This window comes from Brevibacillus humidisoli (assembly GCF_020923435.1).
GTDB classification, from domain to species: Bacteria; Bacillota; Bacilli; order Brevibacillales; family Brevibacillaceae; genus Brevibacillus_E; species Brevibacillus_E humidisoli.
The window spans coordinates 1,706,589-1,730,788 of the sequence record NZ_CP087263.1; the positions used below are offsets into that span (position 1 = coordinate 1,706,589).

Sequence of the window (24,200 nt, forward strand, 5' to 3'; positions counted from 1 at the left end):
GATACCACTGTCCTTACGCATGTTTTAAGACAGTGTATGTGATAGGCCAGTACGAGTTGACTTCTCTAGCCGGGTGAGATACCGATGAGTGAAAAGCATCATTCTGAGACGTTCATAAGCGTGATCATCCCCACGTTAAACCACTCTGAATTACTAGAGATCTGCATCTCCAGCTTTTCGCAAACAGCAGCGCATGAACAATATGAACTGATTGTGGTGGATGACGGAAGCGAACAAGCGGAAAAAGAGAGAATCCGTCTGCTCTCATCCCAATACGACTGTACCTTGCTTGAACTGCCGATCCGCCAAAGCTATGCGAAAGCAGTCAATATGGGGCTGAGAGCGGCATCTGGCAACTACATTCTGCTTCTAAACAACGATGTGGCTTTTGAGCAATCCGACTGGTTGCGGCTGATGCTAAACACAGCACAGCAAGCGTGGAATATTGGCATCGTAGGATGCCGCCTGCTGTATCCCGACGGAACGATTCAACACGGCGGCGGTATTTTGTATCCGCAGAGGCACTACGATCACCTGCACAGGGGCAGACCGGGTGATGAGCCGGCTGCTTTGTTGACGTATGATGTCCCAGCTGTTACCGGTGCTCTCATGTTGATAAAAAAAGAGGTATTGGACGATATCGGCCTTCTCAGTGAAGACTACCTCCTCTCGTTTGAAGACGTAGACTTTTGTCTGCGGGCGAGACAATCGGGTTGGAGGGTTGTTTATTGCGGGCAGGCGGCCGCGATTCACGACGAAGGATCGACCAGAGGCAGCAGCAGGGAAAAAAAGCCGGATTCCTGGTACCAAGAGGAACTGCGATCCCTGATCACATTCTGGTCGCGATGGCAACATTACTCGTCGATCAGTCCTCTGCAATCTTGGACATTACTCTTTGCTCTAGATAAACAGCTTTCCTATCCCTCAGAACAGATCATGACGAAACTGATTTCCGGTTTGCGAGAACATGGATGCAGCATCCATCTGGAAAGCGTGAATCATCCCGATGACCTGCAGAAGCTCATAGAGCTGCAAAAATCCGTCATCCAAGGAGTGATTTTTACGAATTCGCCAGACATCTGCCGCCAAATCAAACCGCATCAGGTAGACCACATACCCTGTATTCCGATTGAGCCGTCACAGTGGAAACTGCGACATGATGCACAAGATCTATTTGAATGGATCAACAGGGCTTGCAAATATGTAAGAATGCCTAAAAAATCGTAGTTTCATAACCGTTTCGATAGACAAGACATACGCTATGAGTGGCGGAGAGTGTTAAAAGGGGAATGACACATGAAACTTACCTTTATCTGCCCTGTATTTGACGCGTCCGGTTATGCGCATGTCGCCCGTTCGATCATTTTCGGCCTGCTTGAACGAGGCTTTTTGATCCGCATTCTTCCTAGTAACGGGAATAAGCTAGATGCCGGCCTCCCTCCCGCGCAAAGAGAGAGATTGCAGACGTTATGCCAATCCAACATCCTACCGGAAGGACCAATTGTGCAAATCGGTCTGGTACAAAATTTCTTGCTTTTCCCCAATCGGATCAATATCGGCATGACCATGTTGGAGTCGGACCACGTCCCCGCCCATTGGGTGGAAACCTGTAACCGGATGGATCAAATCTGGGTGCCGTCCACGTTTAACCAAACTACGTTTGTCAAAAGCGGAGTGAGACCGGAAAAAGTAGCGGTTGTACCGATCGGTGTCGACGTCAACCGATTTCATCCAAGGGTTGCCCCACTCAAAGTGGGGCCGTTCGAGAACCGTTTGGTGTTTCTGTCAAATTTTGAGTGGGTGATCCGAAAAGGATATGATCTGCTGCTGCAGGCGTATCTCGAAGAGTTTTCCCAATCGGATCCGGTAGCGCTGGTGATCAAAACATACGAAGGAAGCCATTTTGATCCGAGCGGTAAAAAAATGCGAGCAGTTTGGAAAGAGATGATTCAGCGGTACGGGATCAGGCGACCTCCGCTGCTGGAATGGATCACAGACGGCATCGCTGATGAAGATATGCCGTCCTTCTATACAGCGGGAGATTGCTACATTATTCCCAGCCGCGGGGAAGGGTGGAATCTGCCTGCTCTTGAAGCCATGTCCTGCGGGATCCCCGTCATTACGACCAATTGGTCTGCACACGTCGATTTTGTACAGGAACAAACGGGTTATTTGATTCGCGTAGAGGGTTTTGAGCCGATTCCCCAATCCGGGAGCCCCAATGATCAGATATACCGCGGTGCCAGGTGGGCGGTTCCTTCTCTCTCTGATCTGCGCGAGCGGATGCGGCATGCTCTGGAACATCCTGATGAAATCAGGGAAAAAGGAAAATGCGCTAGGGAACATGCGGTCCGGTACTGGAGCACATCAAACATGATCGAACGAATCGAAGCCTTGTTGGGTGCTGTAGGGGGATAGCGATGATGGTCAAGGTTGGAATGGTGGTTCCCACATGGGGAAAGGAATGCGGGATTGCCGATTATACCAAGCAGCTAATCGATCACACGCAAAACGAGTCTATTCAGTTTTTCGTTTATTCCGATCTGGATGACTATTTTATACCAACCATACAAGCCAATATGATTGATGTTGTCCATTTGCAATACGATTATGCCCTCTACGAACTGGATCTGTTGGCGCCCATCTTAAAAGAGTTGCACCGCCTGAGGATCCCGGTCATAACCACTCTTCACTCGTGGTGCCACGGGTTAATCCGGCATAATCGGCTGATTTCGGAGCAGAGCAGCATCGTGATTGCACACTCCCAAGAAGTGATGCGACTTTGTCTGGAACATGGATATCACCAGGATAACGTGATCGTAATGCCGATGGGCTGTCGTTCATTTCGCTTGCCCCAGAGCGAGCCGGTGGAAGCGGTCTGTCCCAATGGCGGCCTCTGTATCGGTTTTTTTGGCTTCCCATTTCCACACAAGGGAATGCTGCAGCTGATTGAAGCCATTCATATGTTGCAGGCAGAATGTCCTGGGATAAGGGGCTGCTTCTTAGCCCATTACCCCAATTCCCTTGACCATACACACCCCTTTTATTCGTTTCAACAGGAACTGCAGACTCATTTAGACAAACATCCGTATTTGACGTGGATACAAGAGTACCTGCCAGAATCATCGATCGTACAACACCTTCATGCCATGGATCTTAACGTTCTTCCTTATGCAACTCTTCCGTATCAAGGTGTATCCTCAGCCGTTCGATTTCTGCTGGCTGCGAGGCGGCCGATTATTACGACCGACAACCTGTTTTTTTCAGACTTGACCGAGGAGGTTTACAAGATCCCGGACAATTCGGCAGAGACCATAGCAAGCGCCATACGTCGTGTTATCTCGGACAAAACACTGCAGCAACAACTGGTTGAAAAGGGGGGGTTGTTTCTCAAGCAAAACAGTTGGGAGCAAATCGGATATCGATATCGAGAACTTTACCAACAATCATTTAGATGAAGGTGAGGAGAAACAACCATGACAAACGTTTTGATTACAGGCATTACCGGATTTGCCGGCAGCCATCTGGCAGAGTGGATCTTGCGTAACAAACCAGGCATCCATGTATACGGCACCTATCGCCCGCGCAGTAGGATGGAGAATATCACGAGCATACGAAACGAGATTCATCTAGTGGTATGCGAATTAAAGGATTCCCATTCGGTGAACGAAATGATCCGAACGGTTAGACCTGACTACATCTTTCACCTGGCTGCGCAAAGTTTTGTACCGACTTCATGGAACGCGCCGGCTGAAACATTGCTGGTCAATCAACTGGGACAGGTCAACCTGTTTGAAGCAGTCCTGAAATACGACCTGAATTGTACGATTCAAATCGCTTGTTCCAGTGAGGAATACGGTCATGTATACCCGCATGAGGTTCCGATCAAGGAGGAAAATCCGCTACGTCCACTTAGCCCTTACGCGGTGAGCAAGATGGCACAGGATTTTCTCGGTTATCAATACTTTAAAAGTTACGGTCTAAAGGTGATACGGACTCGCACCTTTAATCACACTGGCCCGCGGCGGGGTGAAGTGTTTGTCACATCCAACTTTGCAAAGCAGATTGCCGAAATTGAGAAAGGCCACAAAAAGCCGATCCTCTACGTTGGCAATTTGCAAGCAAAACGAGATTTTACCGATGTGAGGGATGTGGTGAGGGCTTATTGGCTGGCGGTGGAAAAAGGGGTGCCCGGAGAGGTGTATAACATCGCTTCCGGCAGCGCTTATTCCATCGAAGAGATGCTCAATAAACTGCTTCTTCTCACTCCGGTGAGGATTCAAATCCAGCAAGATCCTAGCCGAATGAGGCCATCGGACGTGGAAATCTTGCTTGGGGATTATGATAAGTTTCATCGACAAACCGGTTGGAAACCAGAGATCCCGTTTGAACACACGCTGCAGGATTTGCTCGACTATTGGCGGGGCAGGGTGTAGCAGGTGGTTGCGCAATGTTGGAAAAGGTGATGCTGATTAGCCATGATGCAAACCTGGAGATGGTATCCGGCTCAGAGAAGGCATTGCTCACATTTGGGGCCGCGTGTCAAGAACTGCCATGCAAGCTGGTTTGGATCAGTCCAAGGCCAGGGATGTCTTTAGACAGGGCCGTGCAGATGGGAATGGAGGCCAAAGCGATTCCTTTTCCGTTGTTGTGGAGCTTGATTCATTTTCCGCAGCGGCTGCGAGAGGAGATCCTGCTGCTTGAACAGACATTAGACGAGAATCCTTTACATCGCGAGATTGCCAACGTATCACCTGATCTGATCGTGTCCAACAGCGTCATCAATGCATTGCCTGCACTGATTGCGCGGAGGAGAGGAGTACCTGTTTGGTGGTACATCCATGAAGTAATGACGCGATTTGAACCGGCCGATGACCTACGGCGCGTGATCCATTCTCATGCCGACCGGATTCTCGTCCCATCTGCCTCAGTGGCAAAGTCAGTTTCACTGAGCAACGAACCATCAAACAAAATCGAACTGCTCCCCTATGGCGTTAAGCTGCCTTCTGCAGAAACGATTGCCGACAGTCGGAAACGGGTCCGGGACGCTGAGGGCTGGACGGGGAATCACATCGTCATCGGATGGTTTGGATCGATTTATGCCGGCAAGGGACTTGTGGATTTCATTCGGGCTGCCGCTCGATTAGCAAACGGAGATAAAACGATTGTCATCCTAGCCGCGGGCAATGTGATTCATCCAGGCTACTTTCACATTTGCCAACAAGAAGCAAAAAACATTAAAACAGCGGTGTGCCGCTATGTAGGACCACTCGCCACGATCGATGAGATGCTGCCTGCTGTGGATCTTGTAGTGATTCCCAGTCGTGTCGAGGAGGCATTTCCAAATGTTGCCTTGGAGGCGATGGCGTACGCAAAACCGGTCGTCGGCTATCAATCGGGCGGTCTGAAGGAAATCGTAGTCCATGGAGAAACCGGGCTTTTGGTTCGTACCGGTGAGATTGGTTTATTAGCTGCCTCGCTGCAGGCGTTGATCGATGATCCTGACAAAAGCGGAGAAATGGGGACCAAGGGACGGGAGCGGGTTGGCAGACTGTATGAGGCACCGCTGTTCGCAAGCCGGGTCAGACGCATGTTAACGCAATCCTAGATTCAACGAGAAGATGAGGGGATCGGAATGTATGAAAATTTGAGATGCAAGTTACTGGTGACTTGCTGCAATGAACAGGGCGGGCTCTATCAGATTTTATTTCAAAAGAACACCTATTCCGTCACCAAAGTTCAATACGGGCATTTTACAGGGATCGCCAAGTATCGAGATCAATATGTGATAGCCAATCCGGCACAAGTTTTTCTTTTCGACCGGCAGTTTCAGGTGTTAGCCGCGTCAGACGAAATCTATCTGGATATACATGGGGTTGCCGTTTACAAGGATAATGCCTTTGTTGTGGAGACAATGAAAAACTCGATCGGTATTTATGATTTGCCAAGTCTGAAGAGAAGCAGTGAAATACGCTTTCATCCTTCCGATATCGATGTGTATCACATCAATGATCTGTATGTTGCAGGAGACCGTTTGTTTATATCGATGTTTTCTCCGCTTGACGAGTGGCTGCCGCAATGTGGTCATGGGGGAGTCATTGTAGAGTACGATTTGTTGGAAAACAAAGTAAAGAAGATTCACCATGATCACTTAAACCAGCCGCATAGTGTGCTCTATCACGATGGACAAATCTTCTATTGCAATTCAAGGCCTTATGAAGTGAAGAGAGGCGGAGAAGTGATTTTCACGACAGCGTCCTATACCAGAGGCCTGGCGATAAACGCTCCCTATCTGTTTGTTGGTCAAAGTATCTCCAGAAACATGGGGGAAGAAGCAACAGAAGCGGCAAAGAATCATGGGATGATATGCGGAATCTATGTGTTCAATTATGTGGAGCGAGCCAGCGAGTTTATATCGTTACCGTCCAGAGAAGTTTACGGTATGGTGATTGAATGAAACAAGCAACTATGCGTACCTGCAGTAAGCCTGAGCAGCTGCAGGCTCTTTTTTGATTCGGCGTCTCTATCCTGTCTAGATGCCGATACATTTTTTCAGTCAAAGCCATACGCCGTGTCCCTCTTTTTTTCCTTTTCATAACGTATGAGTGTGCTTGCAATCCAGAGATTGTAAACCGAAAGTAGACATCAAACCCCAGGGAGTGCCAATCAATGGATATGTATCGTCGACATTATTGGTCTTTGTTCTTAGATTTCATCGATGCGTTCAAAAGTTTGAATCATAAAGGAATTCCTCTGCCGCTATTGTCTCATTTCAACGAATATCTGGCGGTCAGTAAAGAGGCACGGAACGAGTTGATGAAACCGGGACTGGAACAACATATCAAAGCGAAGCTGCATTCGAATGAACAGATCCAACATGGTTTTGACTCTCTCATGAAAACGATTAAGAGAGATCGTGGAAGCAAACGGAGATCGGGAAAAATCCTGCTCTGCATGGGTGGCGCTTTGCGCATCCCAGATCAAACGCTTCAACAATTTTTTGACCCGTCCCAAACAGTATTTGTATCTTCCTGGAAAATACAGAATCCACACTATTGCGGTATACCCATCCACTCTCTTCCTGATTACGGTGCGGATGTGAGGGACCTGACGCACCAGCTCGCAACAAAAGCAAAAGCAATCTTTTCCGCTTGCGGGGATCACCCGGTGTTTGGAAATCCACTCTTTCAGCAGAAGTTTTTGGATGAAATCCCTTTGATGGTAGAAGGAGTAGACGCTGCTTATCATTATTTGAATCAAGTGCCGGCAAAGTGTGTCATTGTCGGAACGACAGCACTCATGCCGGAACGGATTCTCACCATCATTGCCGCTTCGCAAGGAATCCCCAGCATTTGCCTGCAGCATGGCGTGGTGATGGGGGAGCCGGGGTATATGCCGGTATTCGCTTCAAAAATGGCTGTATACGGGCATTACGAAAGAGAATGGTACCTAGACCGGGGTGTCTCGGATGATTGTATTGAAATCACCGGACACCCGCGGTTTGACCGTATTTTTACCGAATCATTCATGTCCCAGAGCCATCTCAGCGAGCAGCTCGGTTTACATCCACAAAAAAAGTCAGTCCTGATCATCACGCAAGATAACGATGATTTTTGGCCTCAGTTTGTAGACCTGCTGGTACAGCATTCGTGGATGGAAATCATCATCAAACCTCACCCTCAAGAAATCGTGATGGGACGGTTGCCGATTTATGAAGCGATTTGCGAGAAGCACCCGTCAGTCAAGCTGCTGCGGCCCCGCTTCAAAGCAGAAAAGGTGTTTGATTTTGAGGTGGGACTGTACGACTTGCTGCCAAATGTCGATCTCATCGCAGTTGGATCGTCAACGGTTGGATTAGAAGCGATGTTATTTGGCAAACCTGTGGTATTCCTAAACAGCATCGGAGATTATTACAACCAGCAGAGACTGGATCCTTTCGTGCAGAGAGATCCGGAAAAACTGATCCAGATTATGAAGGGATTAATCGACGATGTTGCTGTGCAAAACGATGCGGATAAGAAGCGAAAAGCGTTTGTCGAGTACGCTTATCCCGTGAAATGTTCCGGAAAAAAACTGATGGAGTTAATCGATAAACTGGCTGGCGCGTAGCCGTCGTGTAAGGAGGGAGGGGGCAGAAACGTGTTTTTTAAAGAGAAGAAGGTCTTGCTAATTGGCGGAACGGGTACGATCGGTCAAAGTTTGCTGCGGTGGATCCTGGCAGAAGAGCCTACTGTCGTTCGAATCTTCAGTCGGGACGAACACAAACAATATTTGATGCAGGACGAATATGGAACACGAGAAGAGATCCGTTTCCTGATCGGGGACGTTCGGGATTATGACAGAGTCTATAAGGCGATGGAAGATATCGACTACGTGTTTCACGTCGCTGCGATGAAGCATGTGCCTTCGTGCGAGTACAATCCCTATGAAGCGGTGATGACCAATATTGTCGGCACCCATCATGTGATCAGAGCGGCGATTGCAAGAAAGGTAAAGAAGGTCGTATTTACCAGTTCGGACAAAGCGATCTCTCCCACCAACACGTATGGTGCAACCAAACTGACTGCCGAACGTCTCGTTGCGGCTGCTCAATACAGCAGAGGGAGAAGTCAAACCACGTTTGCAACAGTCAGATTTGGCAACGTGATGGGTTCGCGGGGTTCGGTAATCCCGTTGTTCGTGAAACAGATACTGGAGAATCAAAGAATCACGGTGACGAATCTGGCGATGAGCCGGTTTATGATGACCCTCGACCAGGCAACCAGGTTGACGATCAAAGCCTTAAAGGAATCCAAGGGAGGAGAAGTATTCGTTTTAAAAATGCCTGTTGTGATCCTGAAAGACTTGGTCGCGGTTGTGGTTGAAGAGACGTGCAAGAAATACCAGATTGCACCTGAACAGATCAAAATCGATGAGATTGGACTGCGAAAGGGAGAAAAGATGTACGAAGAGCTGATGACCTATGACGAATCGACAATTGCCTGGGAACTTCCGGATATGTTTGTGATCCCGTCGTTGTTTACGGATGAATACCAGTATTCCGCAGCCAAACAGGCGAGTCCCGGGTCTTATACCTCAAACACCCAGGAACCGCTCTCCCTCGGTCTTGTTCGTGAGTTGATCCAAGGTGAAAAGTTAATCTGACAGAAAGGGGAGATCCGATTGCGAGCTTTGGTAACCGGTGGAGCAGGATTTATCGGACGATCGGTGGTGAAGCAATTGCTGAGAGACGGTCACGATGTTTGGGTACTGGATAACTTCTCCAATGGGAGAGAAGTGAATCTGGAAGAGTTTGCGGGACATCCGCATTTGCAGGATGTGCTCAAGGGAGACATCAAGGATCGCACCCTATTGACCGATTTGTTTCAGCATCGCTTCGACGTTTGCTACCATCTGGCGGCCAGTATTAATGTACAGGACAGCATCGACGATCCGCAAACCACCTTTGAAAACGATACGATCGGTACGTTCAATGTGTTGGAAGAGGCGAAGAAGCATCAAGTGAAAACCGTCTTTATGAGCACCTGCATGGTGTACGACAGGGCGCTTAACGACGACGGCATTCGCGAAACACACCCGACCAAGCCCGCCTCCCCCTATGCGGGTTCAAAGCTGGCGGCGGAACATATGGTCCTGTCGTATTTCTTCGCCTATGGTCTGCCAACGGTTGTCATTCGTCCTTTCAACACGTACGGCCCATTTCAAAAAACGGGAGGAGAAGGGGGCGTCGTCGCCATATTCATCAAGCGCAAATTGGCGGGGGAAGATCTCTATATTTACGGGGATGGAACACAGACACGCGATCTGCTCTATGTGGAGGACTGCGCCCATTTTGTCGTCCAATCCGGTTATTCCGATAGAGCTAACGGTCAAATCATCAATGCGGGACTGGGTCAAGATGTTAGCATCAATCATTTGGCGAAAATGATTGTCCGCGATGAGTCGCGCATCAAACACGTTGAGCATATTCATCCGCAAAGCGAGATCGCACGGTTGTTGTGCAATAACGATAAGGCGAAACAACTGCTGAACTGGGAGCCCCAGGTGGGACTTGCGGAAGGGCTGCGCAGAACGGAAGACTGGATTCAAGCAACAAGCCTGCTGTAGGGAGCCAAGGCATGATGAGAGATAAACACAAGCTAGCCATTCACGGGGGGCAGCCGGTCAGGGAGCGCTATCTCCCGTATGGACGACAGTGGATAGACGAAGATGACGTGCAAGCAGTGGTTGATGTGCTGAGAGGCGATTATTTGACAACCGGCCCTGAGCTTGCCCGATTTGAACAAAGCATCGCCAGCTACGTGGGTGCCAAATACGCGGTTGCCTTTGCAAACGGTACGGCTGCGCTGCACGCTGCCTGTTATGCTGCGGGAATCTCTCCTGGCGACGAGGTGATTACCACAGCGATCACATTTGCCGCAACGGCCAACTGCATCCTGTACCAGGGCGGCATCCCCGTTTTTGCTGATATTGAACCGCGGACGTGCAACGTTGACCCCCAATCAATCAGCGACCTGATTACCGAGAAGACAAAAGCGATCATTCCTGTTGATTACACGGGCCAACCAGTTGACCTGGACGCGATTCGAAAGATTGCAGCAGACTACAATCTGGTCGTGATCGAAGACGCTGCCCATGCACTAGGGGCGACGTACAAAGGTCAAAAGATTGGTTCGCTCAGCGATATGACGATGTTTAGTTTTCATCCGGTCAAACAGATCACAACGGGAGAAGGCGGCGTCATCACAACCAACAGCACCGATTACTATGAGAAACTGCTGCAGTTTCGAACGCACGGCATCACCCGCGATCCCACAAAACTGTCGCTCCCGGGGGGGCCCTGGTATTACGAGATGCAGTTTTTGGGGCTTAACTATCGGCTGACAGATATGCAGGCTGCCTTGGGAACAAGTCAATTGCAAAAGATCGACAGATTTATACGACGTCGCCAAACGTATGCAGGTATCTACAACGCAGCTTTCCAGCCTCTGCGCCAACTCCGCCTGCCGTATCAGTCGCAGGATGGCGTATCCAGTTGGCACTTGTATATCATTCGCCTCAACTTGGATCAGCTGACTGTAGGACGCAGAGAGATTTTTGAAGCGTTGCAGCAAGAAAATATAGGCGTCAATGTTCACTATCTGCCGGTTTATTGGCATCCGTACTATCAAAAACTTGGATACAAAAAAGGGCTTTGTCCAAATGCGGAAACATTGTACGAAGAAATGATCACCTTGCCATTGTATGCTGCCATGACAGAGCGGGATGTGCAAGATGTGATCACAGGGGTAAAGAAGGTAGTCGCCCACTTTGCCAGGTAAGCTCCAGACGATTGAGGGATGAGAGATGAAAGTAGGGATCGGCACCGTTCAGTTCGGAATGGCGTACGGCGCGTTCAACAGGCACGGCCGGACGACAATCGATGAGGTTTCGTCCATCTTGAGAGAAGCGATGAAATGGGGAGTCTCGATCATTGACACCGCTCCCGCTTACGGAAGCAGCGAAGATGTGCTTGGTCAGTGTTTGCCCGACCCGCACCCCTTTTTCATCGTGACAAAAACACCCGTGTTTCAAACGACCGTCATAACGGAGGAACAGGCTCAGCAACTGAAAGCGACGTTGATGAGATCATTGGAAAAACTGGGCCAGTCCAGTATCTACGGTCTGCTGATCCATCACGCCGATGATTTGCTGGCAGAAGGTGGGCAGCATCTATACGAAGCACTGCAGGAGTTGAAGTATAAAGGCTTGGTGCAAAAAATCGGTGTTTCACTGTATACGGCAAGACAAATAGAAGTGATCTTTTCTCACTATCAAATGGATCTCGTTCAGGTGCCGGTGAACATGCTCGACCAGCGGTTGATCCAAGGCGGGTATTTAAAAAGACTGAAAATGTGCGGGGTAGAGGTGCATGCAAGGTCTGCCTTTTTACAAGGGTTGCTGCTAACGCCCCCTGAACAACTCCCTCCGTACTTTTACCGCATTAGACACCATTTGCGCGAGTACCACCGCTTCCTGCAAAGCCAAGGACTTTCCTCAGAACAAGCCGCCTTGGCTTTTTTGGCCAACCTGCCGGAAATCGACACGATCATTGTAGGAGTGGAAACAGCTGAACAGATGAAACAAAATTTGGCCTCGGTGCAGAAGCATCTACCCACGGTCGATTGGGCCCAATTCGCAATTGACGATCCGGAGATGGTGGACCCGAGATATTGGCTATCACCATTTCCAAATGCGGAGGAATCTTCATGATAGTTGGGATCTTGCAGGCCAGATGTTCGTCGACGCGTCTTCCGGCAAAGGTGATGCTTCCGATTCTCGGCGTACCGATGCTGCTGCGCCAGATAGAGAGGGTGCAGCGTTCCGCGTTAATCGGCCACTTGCTCGTTGCCACAAGCGATGATCCCACAGACGACCGAATTGAAACCTTATGCCGAGAAAATGGCATCATTTGTTATCGCGGCAAGCTGTGCGACGTGCTCGACCGATACTATCAGGCGGCTCAGCTCTTACGTCCCGAGCATATCGTCCGCCTGACGGGTGACTGTCCGCTTGCTGATTCTGTCTTGATCGACCAGGTGATTCGCTATCATCTGAATGGCGGATACGATTATACAAGCAATGCGCTGGAGCCGACATTTCCCGATGGATTGGACGTTGAAGTGATTCGCTATGATTGCCTGGAAACAGCCTGGAAGGAAGCGGTGTCGCCTTCCCACCGAGAGCATGTCACGCCTTTTTTCTACCAGCACCCCGAAAGGTTTTCCATCGGAATCTTCAAAAACCAAACCGATCTGTCAGCCCTTCGGCTCACGGTTGACGAACAGCTCGATTTTCAACTGATCACAACCATTTATGAAGCCCTGTACCCTCAAAATCCAGCTTTCACCATCCAAGACGTTTTGGACTTCCTGGACCAGCATCCTGAGACAAAAAGGCTAAACGGATCAATTAAACGAAACGAAGGATTTCGAGCAGAGGAGGGGTGATCGGTGTCAGTCCGCTATCGATGTTCGGAAGAGATGCTGCAGCGAGCGTTACGAACGATTCCGTTGGGAAGTCAAACTTTTAGCAAGAGCAAAACCCAATACCCGTTCGGCGTCTCCCCCTATTTTCTGCTCAGAGGAGCAGGCAGTCGGGTGTGGGACGTAGACGGAAACGAATATATTGATTTCGTCAATGGCCTGGCCTCGATCAACCTGGGCTACAACGACCCGGATGTTACGGCCGCAGTAAAAGCACAGTTGGAAGACGGGGTGATTTTCTCGCTGCCCCACCCTCTGGAACACCAGGTATCGGAAAAAATAAGCGAGCTGGTGCCGTGCGCGGAAATGGTTCGGTTCGGAAAGAACGGTTCAGATGCGACAGCGGGAGCGATCCGCCTGGCACGGGCCTATACCAAGCGGGATCATGTGGCGGTTTGCGGGTATCACGGCTGGCAGGATTGGTATATCGGGACGACACCCAGAAACCGGGGAGTGCCGCAAGCAGTCCGGAATCTCAGTCATCCATTTTCCTACAACGACATCGATTCGCTCGCAACCTTGTTCAAGCAGTGGCCGGACCAGATCGCTGCTGTCATTATGGAACCGATGAATGCAGTTCCGCCAGAAAATCACTTTTTGGAGAACATCAAAGATCTGAGTCGCCAAAACGGGGCGCTGCTGATTTTTGACGAGACCATTACGGGATTTCGCTATGCGAAAGGCGGAGCGCAGGAGCTTTTCGGGGTTACTCCCGACTTGGCCACGTTTGGCAAGGGCATGGCAAATGGATACCCTATCTCTGCGATCGCTGGTAAAGCGGAGATCATGCGTTTGATGGAAGAGATTTTCTTCTCGTTCACGTTTGGCGGTGAAACGCTGTCACTGGCAGCCGCTCTTGCAACGATGCAGAAGATAGAGACGCAGCCGGTGATCCAAACGTTGAGGGAGCAGGGGCAAAAGGTAGTCAGCGGTGTTCAGGATTTGATCAAACGCCATTCGATTGAGCATCTTCTCTCTGTATCAGGGGATCCTACCTGGTCATTTTTCCATTTTAGTGATGTGGGAGCGTACAGCCAGTGGCAGATCAAAACGTTGTTCCTGCAAGAGGTGTTTGCCCGCGGCATTCTCACGGTCGGTACTCATAATCTCAGCTATGCCCATAGCGATAGCGATCTTGAGAAGCTGATGGCTGTTTACGATGAAGTGTTCGCCGTTCTAAATATGGCGGTAGATCAGTCCAAACTGGATCAGCTGCTCACCTGCCCGCCACTGGAACCGTTATTCCGAATTCGCTAAGGGGTATGCTCTGTGAACGTATTCTTTCGTGTTGATGCATCCATTTCAATTGGCACAGGTCACGTGATGCGCTGCCTATCGCTTGCTGAGGAACTTCGCGCAAGAGGTGCCAGCATTTCGTTTCTGTGCCGGAAGCTCACAGGCGATCTATGTGGACAGATTGAGCAGAAGGGTTTTCCCGTCTACCGGATCAGCGATGGAGACTCTGATGTGGAACGATCGATCGCTGTTCTGCAGCGAGAGTCAGCAGTGGTCGACTGGCTGATCGTCGATCATTACGGCCTTGACGCGAAGTGGGAACGTCGGGTGCGACCATATGTGAAGAAACTGCTAGTGATCGATGATTTGGCAAACCGGCCTCACGACTGTGATCTGCTGCTGGATCAAAATATATATGAACAGATGGAGTCTCGTTATGATCAACGGGTTCCTCCTCACTGCATCAAACTGTTGGGGCCGCGTTTTGCCCTGCTGCGGACTGAATTCAGAGAAGTTCGAAAACAAATGAGGCAACGTCACGAGCTCCATCGCATTTTCATATTTTTCGGCGGAAGCGATCCGACCAACGAAACGCGAAAAGCGCTCGAAGCCATTCAAGCTTGGCACGGGAAAAGGCTTGCCGTTGACGTGGTTGTCGGCGGGATCAATCCGCACAAAGAACAGATCAGACACTTCTGCGCATCACTGCCGCATGCACAGTATCATTGCCAGATTCCCCATATCGCTGCGTTGATGGCGCGGGCTGACCTCGCCATTTGCGCGGGCGGGACCGTGACATGGGAGAGGTTCTGTCTGGGACTGCCGGCGATCGTCATCGCTGTGGCGGAGAACCAGATGGCACTCGCGCAAAACACGCATCAACTTGGGATCGACTGCTATCTGGGAAGATCAGCAGATGTGACGCCTGAGCGGATTCAGCTGGAACTGAGCAATCTGGCGGAAAACTCATCCAGACTGATGCAGGCTGGGCGGAGGGCGATTGCGTTGGTGGACGGGTACGGTGTCTCACGTGTTATTACCCATATGAAAGAACTTCTACACGAACGGGTAAAGGGAGGGGCGGACATTGCCAGTGACCGTTCAGATCGGGGCTAAATCTGTCGGAGAAGATCATCCCTGCTTCATCATTGCTGAGGCAGGGTCCAACCACAACCAGGACAAACAATTGGCGAAAGAATTGATCGATGTTGCAGCCGAAGCCGGAGCAGATGCGGTCAAATTCCAAACGTTCAGCGCTGATAAACTATACTCCAAGAAAGCACCCAGGTTTACCTATCTGAAAGACGCAAATGTGTACGAGTTGATCAAAAGCATCGAACTGCCCCGTGAATGGCAGCAAGAGTTGGCCGATTACGCAAGAGCGAAACAAATCATGTTTATGTCAACGCCGTTTGACACGGAGGCGGTCGACCAATTGGACGCAATCGGAGTGGAAGCGTTCAAAATGGCCTCTTTTGAGCTGGTCGACCTGGAGCTATTGGCTTATACCGCGCAAAAACAGAAACCGGTCATCATTTCGACCGGAATGGCCACTCTCGGCGACATTGAAGATGCCTTGTATGCCATCCGCAAAACGGGAAACGAACAGATCATCCTATTGCATTGCAACTCGCTCTATCCGACACCTGAACATGTGGTCAATTTGCGGGCGATCGAGACGATGAAGCGTGCTTTCCAACTTCCGGTCGGTTTTTCTGACCATACCTTGGGGACGGTAATCCCGACGGCCGCCGCCGCCAGAGGGGCCCATGTGATTGAGAAGCATTTTACCTTAGATCGGCAGCTTGCAGGGCCAGATCACCAATTTGCATTGGAACCGGATGAGCTAAAACAAATGATTGCCCATATCCGTACCGTCGAATCCGCCTTGGGCAGCGGCGTCAAAGCGCGTGCGCCAGAAGAAGCTGAAATGTTTCACAAAGCCCGGCGCAGCCTAGTGGCAGCGCGAAAGATTGCCGCCGGGACCAGAATTACGGAAGAGATGGTGGCGGTCAAACGCCCTGGGTACGGGATATTGCCCAAGTATAAAAAGCTTGTCGTGGGCAGAGTTGCCCAGATGGACATTGACGAAGACGATATCTTGACCTGGGACATGGTCTAAAATCCGGAGGGAGGAGAAAACCAAGTGGTCATCCGGGAGGCGACGATGGAGGATGCACAGCTTTTGTTTGACTGGCGTAACGATCCGGTAACCAGAGCCAATTCTTTTCACTCCGAGCCATTGGGATGGGAAACACATGTCGCATGGTTGCAACAGGCAGTTAGCAGAGACGACCTCCACATCTTTGTCGTTGAGGATCAGGAACAACCCATCGGGACGTTTCGGTTGAACCGGATCGACAGCGGTAGGGCCGAGATCAGCATCACCGTTGCCCCTCCATGCAGGGGAAAGGGGTTCGGCGGGCAAATCCTGACGGAAGCGGCACGAGTGGCAAGAGACCAGCTAGGGTATACCTGCTTGCAGGCACATGTAAAAGAAAGCAACATTGCGTCCAGAAAAGCGTTTTTTCGAGCAGGATATACCATTGCTTCTTATGTTCTCGAGCTTGAACTAAAGTAGACCATCGGCCATGTATCATACATGTAAGCGAGGGAATGAAAATGGAAAGCAGAGAGAACCAAAAGGAATACCTGAGAATGTTTTTGCAGGAAAAGGTAACGATCTTCCTGAAAAATCAGGCATCCGTGATGACGTTTCCTACATCTGAACAACCCGATATCTCAATCATTCTAGTCGTGTACAACAAAGCGGAATATACCTATCAATGTCTCGAAACAATCAAGGCTCATGCGGACGTCCCTTATGAAATCATCATTGTAGACAACGGATCGAGCGATCAAACATCGGCACTGTTGAGCAAAGTGGAAAACGTAACACTTGTAAAAAACAACGAAAATGCAGGATTTTTAAAAGGCTGCAACCAAGGAGCGAACGTTGCCCGCGGGAAGTGGCTTCTGTTTCTAAACAATGACACGCAAATCATGCCCGGTTTGCTCTCATCCCTGCTGCATACAGGAGAGACGACGCCGCAGTGCGCGGCCGTCGGGGGAAAGCTGATCTTTCCGGATGGAAAGCTGCAGGAAGCGGGGAGCATCATCTGGAGCGACGGATCGTGCCTAGGCTACGGAAGAGATGATGATCCGTTCAAACCGGAATACTCCTATTTGAAAGAGGTCGACTTTTGTTCGGGTGCCTGTTTGTTGGTCAAGACCGAAATTTTTCGTCAAGCTGGCATGTTCGATAAAACCTTTGCACCCGCATACTACGAAGAGGCTGACCTGTGCATGAACATCCGTGAATTGGGATATAAGGTGATCTTTCAACCTGCGGCAGTTGCTATCCATTATGAGTTCGGCAGTTCCAGTTCAATGGAGGAGGCGATTGCCCTTCAAGTACAGAACCGAACAGCGTTTGTTGGAAAATGGAAAAAACAGCTCTGCAAGTTTTATCCGCCAGCTTTTGAAAATATCCTGTACGCCAGAGAGCATGGCAGCCGCCAAAAATACCGGGTACTGGTGGTTGATGATCGAATTCCGGTTGCCGAGTTGGGGTCAGGTTTTCCGAGAAGTCTCAGCATCCTGGACGGTCTTGCGGAAGCTGGATTTCAGGTAACGCTGTTTCCCTTGCAGATTCCGCAAAAAGTAGAGCCGTATACCTATCGCTTGCACCAAAAAGGAATAGAGGCTTTCTTCAACACCATTGAGGAGAAACTGCGGTTCGAGGAGTTCTTGGAAAGCCGTAAACATTATTATCATGCGGTATGGATCAGCCGGCCGCATAACATGACAGAAGTCGTGGATGTCATTAAAAAAGTAAATCCCAACCAGCGAATCATCTATGATGCCGAAGCACTCTATTCAGATAGGGAGATTCTTCAATTGGAACTAAATGGTGATCGGCTATCAGAAAAAGAAAAACGAGAGATGGTCAAAAAAGAAATGGAGTTGATCTATCAAGCAGATGCAGTCGTTACCGTCTCGGAGCGTGAACGGCAAACGATCATCCGTAACGGATTTAAAGAAGTGGAGGTACTGGCGCACAGCGTCAATCTTCGGGTTACGCCCAATGGGTTTGGTGAGAGGCAAGACATCCTATTTGTCGGGGGATTTCTGGCCTCGCCTTCTCCGAATGAGGATGCTATTTACTATTTCGTCCGAGAGATATTTGAGCAGGTCCATGCTGAAACGGGAGCAAAACTATGGATCGTCGGAACCAATTATCTCGATTCGATCAAATCGTTGGCTTCCGAGAGGATTATCGTTACCGATCAGGTAGACGATGTGGGGGAGTATTACAACAAGTGCCGGGTGTTTGTCGTTCCAACACGGTATGCGGCTGGAATCCCCATTAAACTGTTGGAATGCATGGCCCATGGTGTGCCTGCGGTGGTAACTCCTTTGATCTCCGAGCAGTTGGGACTAAAGGATGAAGTGGTACTAGTGGGAAATACGCCCCGCGTATTTAGCGAAAAAGTAGTTTCTTGCTATTCAGACAAGAACATGTGGAACCGTCTCCGACAAAACGGGATCAACTATGTAAAAAACAACTTTCATGCGGATCAGTTTAAAGCAACGTTGAAAAAATTGATTAAACCCTAAGTGTCGGTAGAAAGTGAGCAGAAGGGAGGCTAGATCGGGAAATGGATCACGGGATGGAACCAAAGATGACCAAAAAAACCGGGCAAGAACCATACAAAGTACTGGTCATCGACGACCGCATACCGGTTCCAGAGCTAGGCTGCGGTTACCCGAGAAGTCTGGGCATTCTGGAAGGGATGGCAGATGTAGGGTATTGCGTGACACTCTTTCCGCTGCAGTTTCCCGACCCGGTTGAGCCCTACAGATCGCGTCTGACGCAAAAAGGGATCGAAGTGCTGTACAGCGTAAATCACCATAAGATAAACTTCAGCCGCTTTTATACCGTGCGAAAAAACGTCTACGATGCCGTTTTCATCAGCCGACCGCACAACATGAAGGAAGTGGTCGATCTCATTAAAACACTAAATCCGGATCAGCGAATCATCTACGATGCGGAAGCCCTTTTTGCACAGCGGGAAATTCTCAGACTGGAACTACAAGAAATTCGTTTGCCGGAACATGAAAAGAAGGTATTGATCCAAGAAGAAATCGACTTAATGTCCAAAGCGGATCTTGTTGTCACCGTCTCCGAACACGAAAAGCAGCTGATCGAACGCCACCGGATCGTCAATGTAAAGGTATTGAGTCACTGTGTTGACGCTGTGGCAACGTCAAAATCGTTTGAACAGCGGAAAGATATCTTGTTCCTCGGTGGTTTTACACCCGCTTCTCCCAATGAAGATGCGATACTCTCGTTTGTGCGTGACGCGTTTCCGGCTGTCCATCAACGAACAGGAGTGAAGCTTTGGATTGTTGGGACGAATTTCTTGGAATCGATTCAACAGTTGTCATCGGATCGTATTATCGTCACTGGTAGGGTGGAGAATGTGCGGGAGTACTATGAACGCTGCAAGCTCTTTGTCGTTCCTACCAGATACGCAGCCGGTATTTCCCTGAAACTTCTGGAATCCTTGGCACATGGAGTTCCTGCCGTCGTTACGCCGTTAATCGCCCGGCAGATGGGATTGGATGAGAACGTGGTATTGATCGGGAAGGATCCACAAGATTTCACTGAAAAAATTGTCCGGTGCTATACGGAAAAAGAAACCTGGAGCCGTCTGAGGAACAACGGATTGAACTACATTGTATCGAAATACAACAGGAGGATATTCACCCAAACACTACGAGAATTAATGATGTAGATAGCTGTCGATTTTTGCAAATTTGGTTGGAATGATCATGTTGCCAGCTAGTAAACAAGCATACAAATAGTTTGAGGTGAAAAGGTATGATCTCCAAATCAACCGACATATGCTGGCACGATTCAAAAGTAAATAAGGAGGATCGTCGAACCTTAAACGGCCACAAAAGTTGCGTGCTGTGGTTCACCGGTTTATCCGGCTCTGGAAAGTCAACATTGGCAACTGAATTGGAAAAAGAGCTCTATCAACGCAGGATACGAACCTACGTCCTGGACGGTGATAATCTTCGTTATGGCTTAAACAGGGATCTCGGTTTCAGTCGGGAAGAGAGAACCGAAAACATTCGCCGAATCGGCGAGTTATCCAAGTTGTTTGTCGATGCCGGTCTGATCACCTTATGCGCCATCATCTCACCCTTTAGGGGAGATCGGGATCAGGTCCGTTGTCTCTTTGAACCAGGAGAGTTTATCGAAATTTACGTAAAGTGCCCGCTCAGTGAATGCGAGAGAAGAGATCCAAAAGGATTGTACCAAAAAGCGAGAGCTGGGCAAATCCAAAACTTCACCGGCATCTCAGCTCCGTATGAAGTGCCCGACCAACCTGACATGATCATTGAAACAGATAAACAATCCGTAAGCCAATCTGTGGAGCAGTTGCTCACTTATTTGCGAGAGCACAACTATATCGGAACTTAATCTGCTTGTTGTTGATAGGAGAAGTCCCATGGATATCTGGTTGATCATAAGCGGGTGGTGCGTCGGGATTGTGATCGGAGCTACCGGGATGGGTGGGGGGCTAATCATGACCCCTTTGTTAATACTCGGTTTTGGCGTTCCACCAAAAGTAGCTGTCGCGACTGACTTGATTTTTGCTTCTGTCACCAAGCTGTTTGGCGCATGGCAGCACTGGCGCCAACAAACAGTTGACTATGTGTTGTTGAAACGGGTGCTGCTGGGCAGTATTCCCGGGACGTTGATCGGTATTGTCGTATTAAAGTGGCTCGCAGATGGACATGAGAATTTGCCGGACGAATTCATCAGCAAGACGTTGGCCATCGTGTTTTTTGTGATCGTTGCAATCATGATTCTGCAGTCCGCAAAAAAACGGATGGGGGAACAACTGGCAGACGGGACACAGATGAAGCTGGCTAGAGTAGCCATCATCGGTTTCGTGGTCGGTTTTTTGGTCGCCGTCACCTCTGTTGGCAGCGGCAGCTTGTTTGCCGCTTTGCTGTTTTTGACCTACCCCTTTTCTGCTGCACGCCTGGTGGGCACCGATATTGTCCATGGTGTCTTGATTACTGGATTAGCTGGACTGTCCCACTTCTTTTTGGGAACGATTGACCTCGCGTTGGCCGGAAACCTGTTGCTCGGGTCGGTTCCTGGCGTGTTGATCGGAAGCAAGCTTGGTGCGGTATTGCCGGATCGGGTCATTCGTCTTGGGTTGATCGTGATGTTACTCGTCTCGGCCGTCAAACTATGGTGATATTTGTTTTGATTTCGTGTTGTTTGGAAAACAGTGCACGCTTTGCTAGGGAATGCAACGTCGAGGAGGAACAAACATGAATGTGACAAAGCGCTCAAGCATTTCTCCTCATGGCGGAGAACTGATTCAACGAACTGTGACAGGCGAGGAAAGAGATGAGGTGCTGAAAAAAGCAGCAGGATTGAAGAAATTGTACATCGACACTTGGATACGATCAGACTTGGAGTTGATTGCCAATGGAGCGTTTAGTCCGTTGACCGGATTTATGGGGCAACAGGACTATTTTCATGTCCTGCGAGAGATGCGGCTCTCCTCCGGTTTGGTTTGGACACTTCCCGTGACGCTGCCCGTATCGAGGAAAGAGGCTGCAGACTTGCAAGTAGGGCAAGAGATCGCCTTAATCGGTGAAGGTGGCATCGTATATGGGATTCTGCATCTGCATGAAAAGTATTCTTATAACAAGGAAGAAGAAGCACGATTGGTATACGGGACTGTGGATCCTGCCCATCCAGGTGTGAAAAAGATCCGGGAAAAAGGGGAGATCTATCTCGCGGGACCGATCTGGTTGTTGAATGAACCTTCGCACCACCCGTTTGAATCGTTCTATTTATCCCCAAAACAGACGCGCGATTTGTTTGCCGAGCTGGGGTGGAAGAGGATTGTTGGTTTTCAGACCAGAAATCCGATCCATCGCGCCCATGAGTATATACAGAAAGCCGCCTTGGAAACGGTAGACGGTTTGCTGCTCCATCCATTAGTCGGGGAGACCAAGTCTGACGATATTCCTGCGCCCATTCGGATGGAAAGCTATCAGGTCTTGATGGCCAACTACTATCCAAGCAATCGTGTACGGCTGGTGATCTTTCCAGCGGCGATGCGTTATGCGGGTCCGAGGGAGGCGATTTTTCACGCGCTTGTCCGCAAGAATTACGGATGTACGCACTTCATTGTAGGACGGGATCACGCTGGGGTTAAAAATTATTACGGTCCTTATGACGCACAGCGGATTTTTGATCAGTTTCCAGCAGCAGATATAGGGATTGTACCGCTCTTTTTTGAACACAGTTTTTACTGCAAAACGTGTAGCAGCATGGCTTCTGCCAAAACATGTCCGCATCCCGAAGCAGATCGGCTGACGTTAAGTGGGACGAAAGTAAGGGAGATGCTAGCGGCAGGGACCGTTCCGCCGGCAGAATTCACTCGTCCCGAGGTAGCGGATGTATTGATCAGAGGGATGAAAGAGTAACGATGAGCCATCTCGCAATTTGGGTGATTCGATCATGTCCTTCCTTTTCTCGCATGCATAGAGTACTCAAGGATCAAGTGATTCTGATTGAACCATGTGCACCATAGCAGGGGAATGGAGGGAGTGAATGTGAAAGGTGTAATTCTCGCTGGTGGCACCGGCTCCCGCCTGTTTCCGCTGACCAAGGTGACGAATAAACACCTGCTGCCGATCGGCAAGTACCCGATGATTTACCATGCCATCTACAAACTGCGTGAGGCAGGCATCGAAAGCCTGTTGATCGTTACCGGACGGGAGCATATGGGTGATGTAGTCAGCTTGTTAGGCAGCGGACAAGAGTTTGGAGTGACGTTAACGTACAAGGTGCAGGATGAACCAGGAGGAATAGCCCAAGCATTGGGATTGGCAGAAGACTTTGCAAATGGTGAACAAATGACGGTCATCTTGGCAGACAATGTTTTTTCCGATACTCTCCTCCCCTATGTGGATCATTTTAGAAAACAAGGCACAGGGGCCAAGATTCTGCTTGCGAAAGTGGCCGATCCCTCCCGATTCGGCGTCCCCCAACTGCACGGAGACAAGATTACCTTGATCGAAGAAAAACCGTGTACGCCCAAAAGCGATTATGCGGTAACAGGCATTTATATGTATGACAGCAGTGTATTTGACATCATCAAAACCTTAACTCCTTCCGGACGCGGCGAGCTGGAGATTACAGATGTGAACAATGCTTATATCCAGCGCAGGCAATTGACGTATGACGTCATGACGGGATGGTGGACGGATGCCGGGACCCATGCCTCCTTCTTTCGTGCCAACGAACTGGCCAAAGATCTTGATTTTGGAGATTTTGGCAGAACGAAGAACGCTGGAAAGGATGAGTCTGCTTGATTGATGGTGTCAGAGTGAAAAAGCTGCTGAAACACATGGATGACCGAGGATACTTTATGGAGGTAGTGAGAGACGACGACAATCTGCTGGAACGATTCGGCCAACTTTCGGCATCTCTCAGCTATCCTGGCGTGATTAAAGCGTTTCATTACCACAAACATCAAGATGACATCTGGTTTTTCCCGAAAGGCAACGCACAGGTGGTTCTGTATGATCGGCGCCCTGCATCGCCGACCGTGGGACAGACGGATGTCTACTACATGGGGGAGCATAACCTGATCTCCCTCTTGATTCCGCGAGGCGTTGCCCACGGCTACCGGGTATTGGGAAACGAACCCGCGATCATCACGTATTTGACCAATCAATCGTATGATCCCGACAATCCTGACGAGTACCGGATCGCTCACAATGACCCGGAGATCGGGTTTGATTGGAATACAAAATTCAAATAAGAGACGTATTGAATCGGATTAGTTAGCGGGTGTCAGCGAAAGAGGGAAACAGAGGAGGGAGGGT

Annotated in this window: 23 protein-coding genes; all 23 read left to right on the forward strand. The window is 49.6% G+C overall.

The annotated features are described in order from the left end of the window. Positions 1-84 precede the first annotated feature (84 nt). The 23 genes from LOK74_RS08505 (at position 85) to LOK74_RS08615 (ending at position 24,136) form a co-directional block, all read left to right on the forward strand. A complete protein-coding gene (locus tag LOK74_RS08505; protein ID WP_230046210.1) occupies positions 85-1,227 on the forward strand; it encodes a glycosyltransferase family 2 protein in 1,143 nt (380 codons plus the stop codon). A gap of 69 nt (positions 1,228-1,296) precedes the next feature. Continuing rightward, the gene (locus LOK74_RS08510) at positions 1,297-2,418 is read left to right on the forward strand and encodes a glycosyltransferase family 4 protein (protein ID WP_230046211.1); all 1,122 of its coding nucleotides are present in this window, start codon (positions 1,297-1,299) and stop codon (positions 2,416-2,418) included. A gap of 2 nt (positions 2,419-2,420) precedes the next feature. Continuing rightward, positions 2,421-3,458: a glycosyltransferase family protein gene (locus LOK74_RS08515; RefSeq protein ID WP_230046212.1), complete on the forward strand. Its 1,038-nt coding sequence runs from the start codon at positions 2,421-2,423 to the stop codon at positions 3,456-3,458. A gap of 18 nt (positions 3,459-3,476) precedes the next feature. Next, the gene (locus LOK74_RS08520; protein WP_230046213.1) at positions 3,477-4,436 is read left to right on the forward strand and encodes a GDP-mannose 4,6-dehydratase; all 960 of its coding nucleotides are present in this window, start codon (positions 3,477-3,479) and stop codon (positions 4,434-4,436) included. 14 nt (positions 4,437-4,450) lie between these two features. Further along, positions 4,451-5,608, forward strand: a complete 1,158-nt coding sequence (locus LOK74_RS08525; RefSeq protein ID WP_230046214.1) for a glycosyltransferase family 4 protein — start codon at positions 4,451-4,453, stop codon at positions 5,606-5,608. Between the two features lie 27 nt (positions 5,609-5,635). Then, the gene (locus LOK74_RS08530) at positions 5,636-6,457 is read left to right on the forward strand and encodes a DUF4915 domain-containing protein (protein ID WP_230046215.1); all 822 of its coding nucleotides are present in this window, start codon (positions 5,636-5,638) and stop codon (positions 6,455-6,457) included. A 212-nt stretch (positions 6,458-6,669) separates the two neighbouring features. After that, a complete protein-coding gene (locus LOK74_RS08535; protein WP_230046216.1) occupies positions 6,670-8,109 on the forward strand; it encodes a hypothetical protein in 1,440 nt (479 codons plus the stop codon). A 30-nt stretch (positions 8,110-8,139) separates the two neighbouring features. Beyond that, positions 8,140-9,144, forward strand: a complete 1,005-nt coding sequence (locus tag LOK74_RS08540) for an SDR family NAD(P)-dependent oxidoreductase (protein WP_230046217.1) — start codon at positions 8,140-8,142, stop codon at positions 9,142-9,144. Between the two features lie 18 nt (positions 9,145-9,162). Continuing rightward, positions 9,163-10,107, forward strand: a complete 945-nt coding sequence (locus LOK74_RS08545) for a dTDP-glucose 4,6-dehydratase (protein ID WP_230046218.1) — start codon at positions 9,163-9,165, stop codon at positions 10,105-10,107. 14 nt (positions 10,108-10,121) lie between these two features. Continuing rightward, a complete protein-coding gene (gene pseC, locus LOK74_RS08550; protein WP_230046950.1) occupies positions 10,122-11,321 on the forward strand; it encodes a UDP-4-amino-4,6-dideoxy-N-acetyl-beta-L-altrosamine transaminase in 1,200 nt (399 codons plus the stop codon). Between the two features lie 25 nt (positions 11,322-11,346). Continuing rightward, complete coding sequence (locus LOK74_RS08555) at positions 11,347-12,252, forward strand: aldo/keto reductase (RefSeq protein WP_230046219.1); 906 nt, start codon at positions 11,347-11,349, stop codon at positions 12,250-12,252. Next, a complete protein-coding gene (locus LOK74_RS08560; RefSeq protein WP_230046220.1) occupies positions 12,249-12,989 on the forward strand; it encodes a glycosyltransferase family protein in 741 nt (246 codons plus the stop codon). Before LOK74_RS08555 ends, LOK74_RS08560 begins: the two co-directional genes overlap by 4 nt. A gap of 3 nt (positions 12,990-12,992) precedes the next feature. Further along, complete coding sequence (locus LOK74_RS08565; RefSeq protein ID WP_230046221.1) at positions 12,993-14,282, forward strand: aminotransferase class III-fold pyridoxal phosphate-dependent enzyme; 1,290 nt, start codon at positions 12,993-12,995, stop codon at positions 14,280-14,282. Positions 14,283-14,294: 12 nt separating this feature from the next. After that, complete coding sequence (gene pseG / locus LOK74_RS08570) at positions 14,295-15,377, forward strand: UDP-2,4-diacetamido-2,4,6-trideoxy-beta-L-altropyranose hydrolase (RefSeq protein WP_230046222.1); 1,083 nt, start codon at positions 14,295-14,297, stop codon at positions 15,375-15,377. After that, entirely contained in the window at positions 15,355-16,383 is a 1,029-nt protein-coding gene (neuB, locus tag LOK74_RS08575) for an N-acetylneuraminate synthase (protein WP_230046951.1), read from the forward strand. The genes pseG and neuB overlap by 23 nt, the downstream gene beginning before the upstream one ends. Positions 16,384-16,407: 24 nt before the next feature. Next, a complete protein-coding gene (locus LOK74_RS08580; protein WP_230046223.1) occupies positions 16,408-16,842 on the forward strand; it encodes a GNAT family N-acetyltransferase in 435 nt (144 codons plus the stop codon). Between the two features lie 41 nt (positions 16,843-16,883). Next, positions 16,884-18,881 carry a glycosyltransferase gene (locus LOK74_RS08585; protein ID WP_230046224.1) on the forward strand — a complete coding sequence of 666 codons (1,998 nt, stop codon included), beginning with the start codon at positions 16,884-16,886 and terminating at the stop codon, positions 18,879-18,881. A 65-nt stretch (positions 18,882-18,946) separates the two neighbouring features. Continuing rightward, the gene (locus LOK74_RS08590; protein WP_230046225.1) at positions 18,947-20,062 is read left to right on the forward strand and encodes a glycosyltransferase; all 1,116 of its coding nucleotides are present in this window, start codon (positions 18,947-18,949) and stop codon (positions 20,060-20,062) included. Between the two features lie 89 nt (positions 20,063-20,151). Then, on the forward strand, positions 20,152-20,757 hold the full coding sequence (gene cysC / locus LOK74_RS08595) for an adenylyl-sulfate kinase (RefSeq protein ID WP_230046952.1): 606 nt from the start codon (positions 20,152-20,154) through the stop codon (positions 20,755-20,757). Positions 20,758-20,785: 28 nt separating this feature from the next. After that, positions 20,786-21,547: a sulfite exporter TauE/SafE family protein gene (locus LOK74_RS08600; RefSeq protein ID WP_230046226.1), complete on the forward strand. Its 762-nt coding sequence runs from the start codon at positions 20,786-20,788 to the stop codon at positions 21,545-21,547. Positions 21,548-21,623: 76 nt separating this feature from the next. Continuing rightward, positions 21,624-22,793, forward strand: a complete 1,170-nt coding sequence (gene sat / locus LOK74_RS08605; RefSeq protein ID WP_230046227.1) for a sulfate adenylyltransferase — start codon at positions 21,624-21,626, stop codon at positions 22,791-22,793. 129 nt (positions 22,794-22,922) lie between these two features. Further along, complete coding sequence (locus tag LOK74_RS08610; protein WP_230046228.1) at positions 22,923-23,684, forward strand: sugar phosphate nucleotidyltransferase; 762 nt, start codon at positions 22,923-22,925, stop codon at positions 23,682-23,684. Next, the gene (locus tag LOK74_RS08615) at positions 23,681-24,136 is read left to right on the forward strand and encodes a dTDP-4-dehydrorhamnose 3,5-epimerase family protein (RefSeq protein WP_230046229.1); all 456 of its coding nucleotides are present in this window, start codon (positions 23,681-23,683) and stop codon (positions 24,134-24,136) included. Before LOK74_RS08610 ends, LOK74_RS08615 begins: the two co-directional genes overlap by 4 nt. Positions 24,137-24,200: the final 64 nt, after the last annotated feature.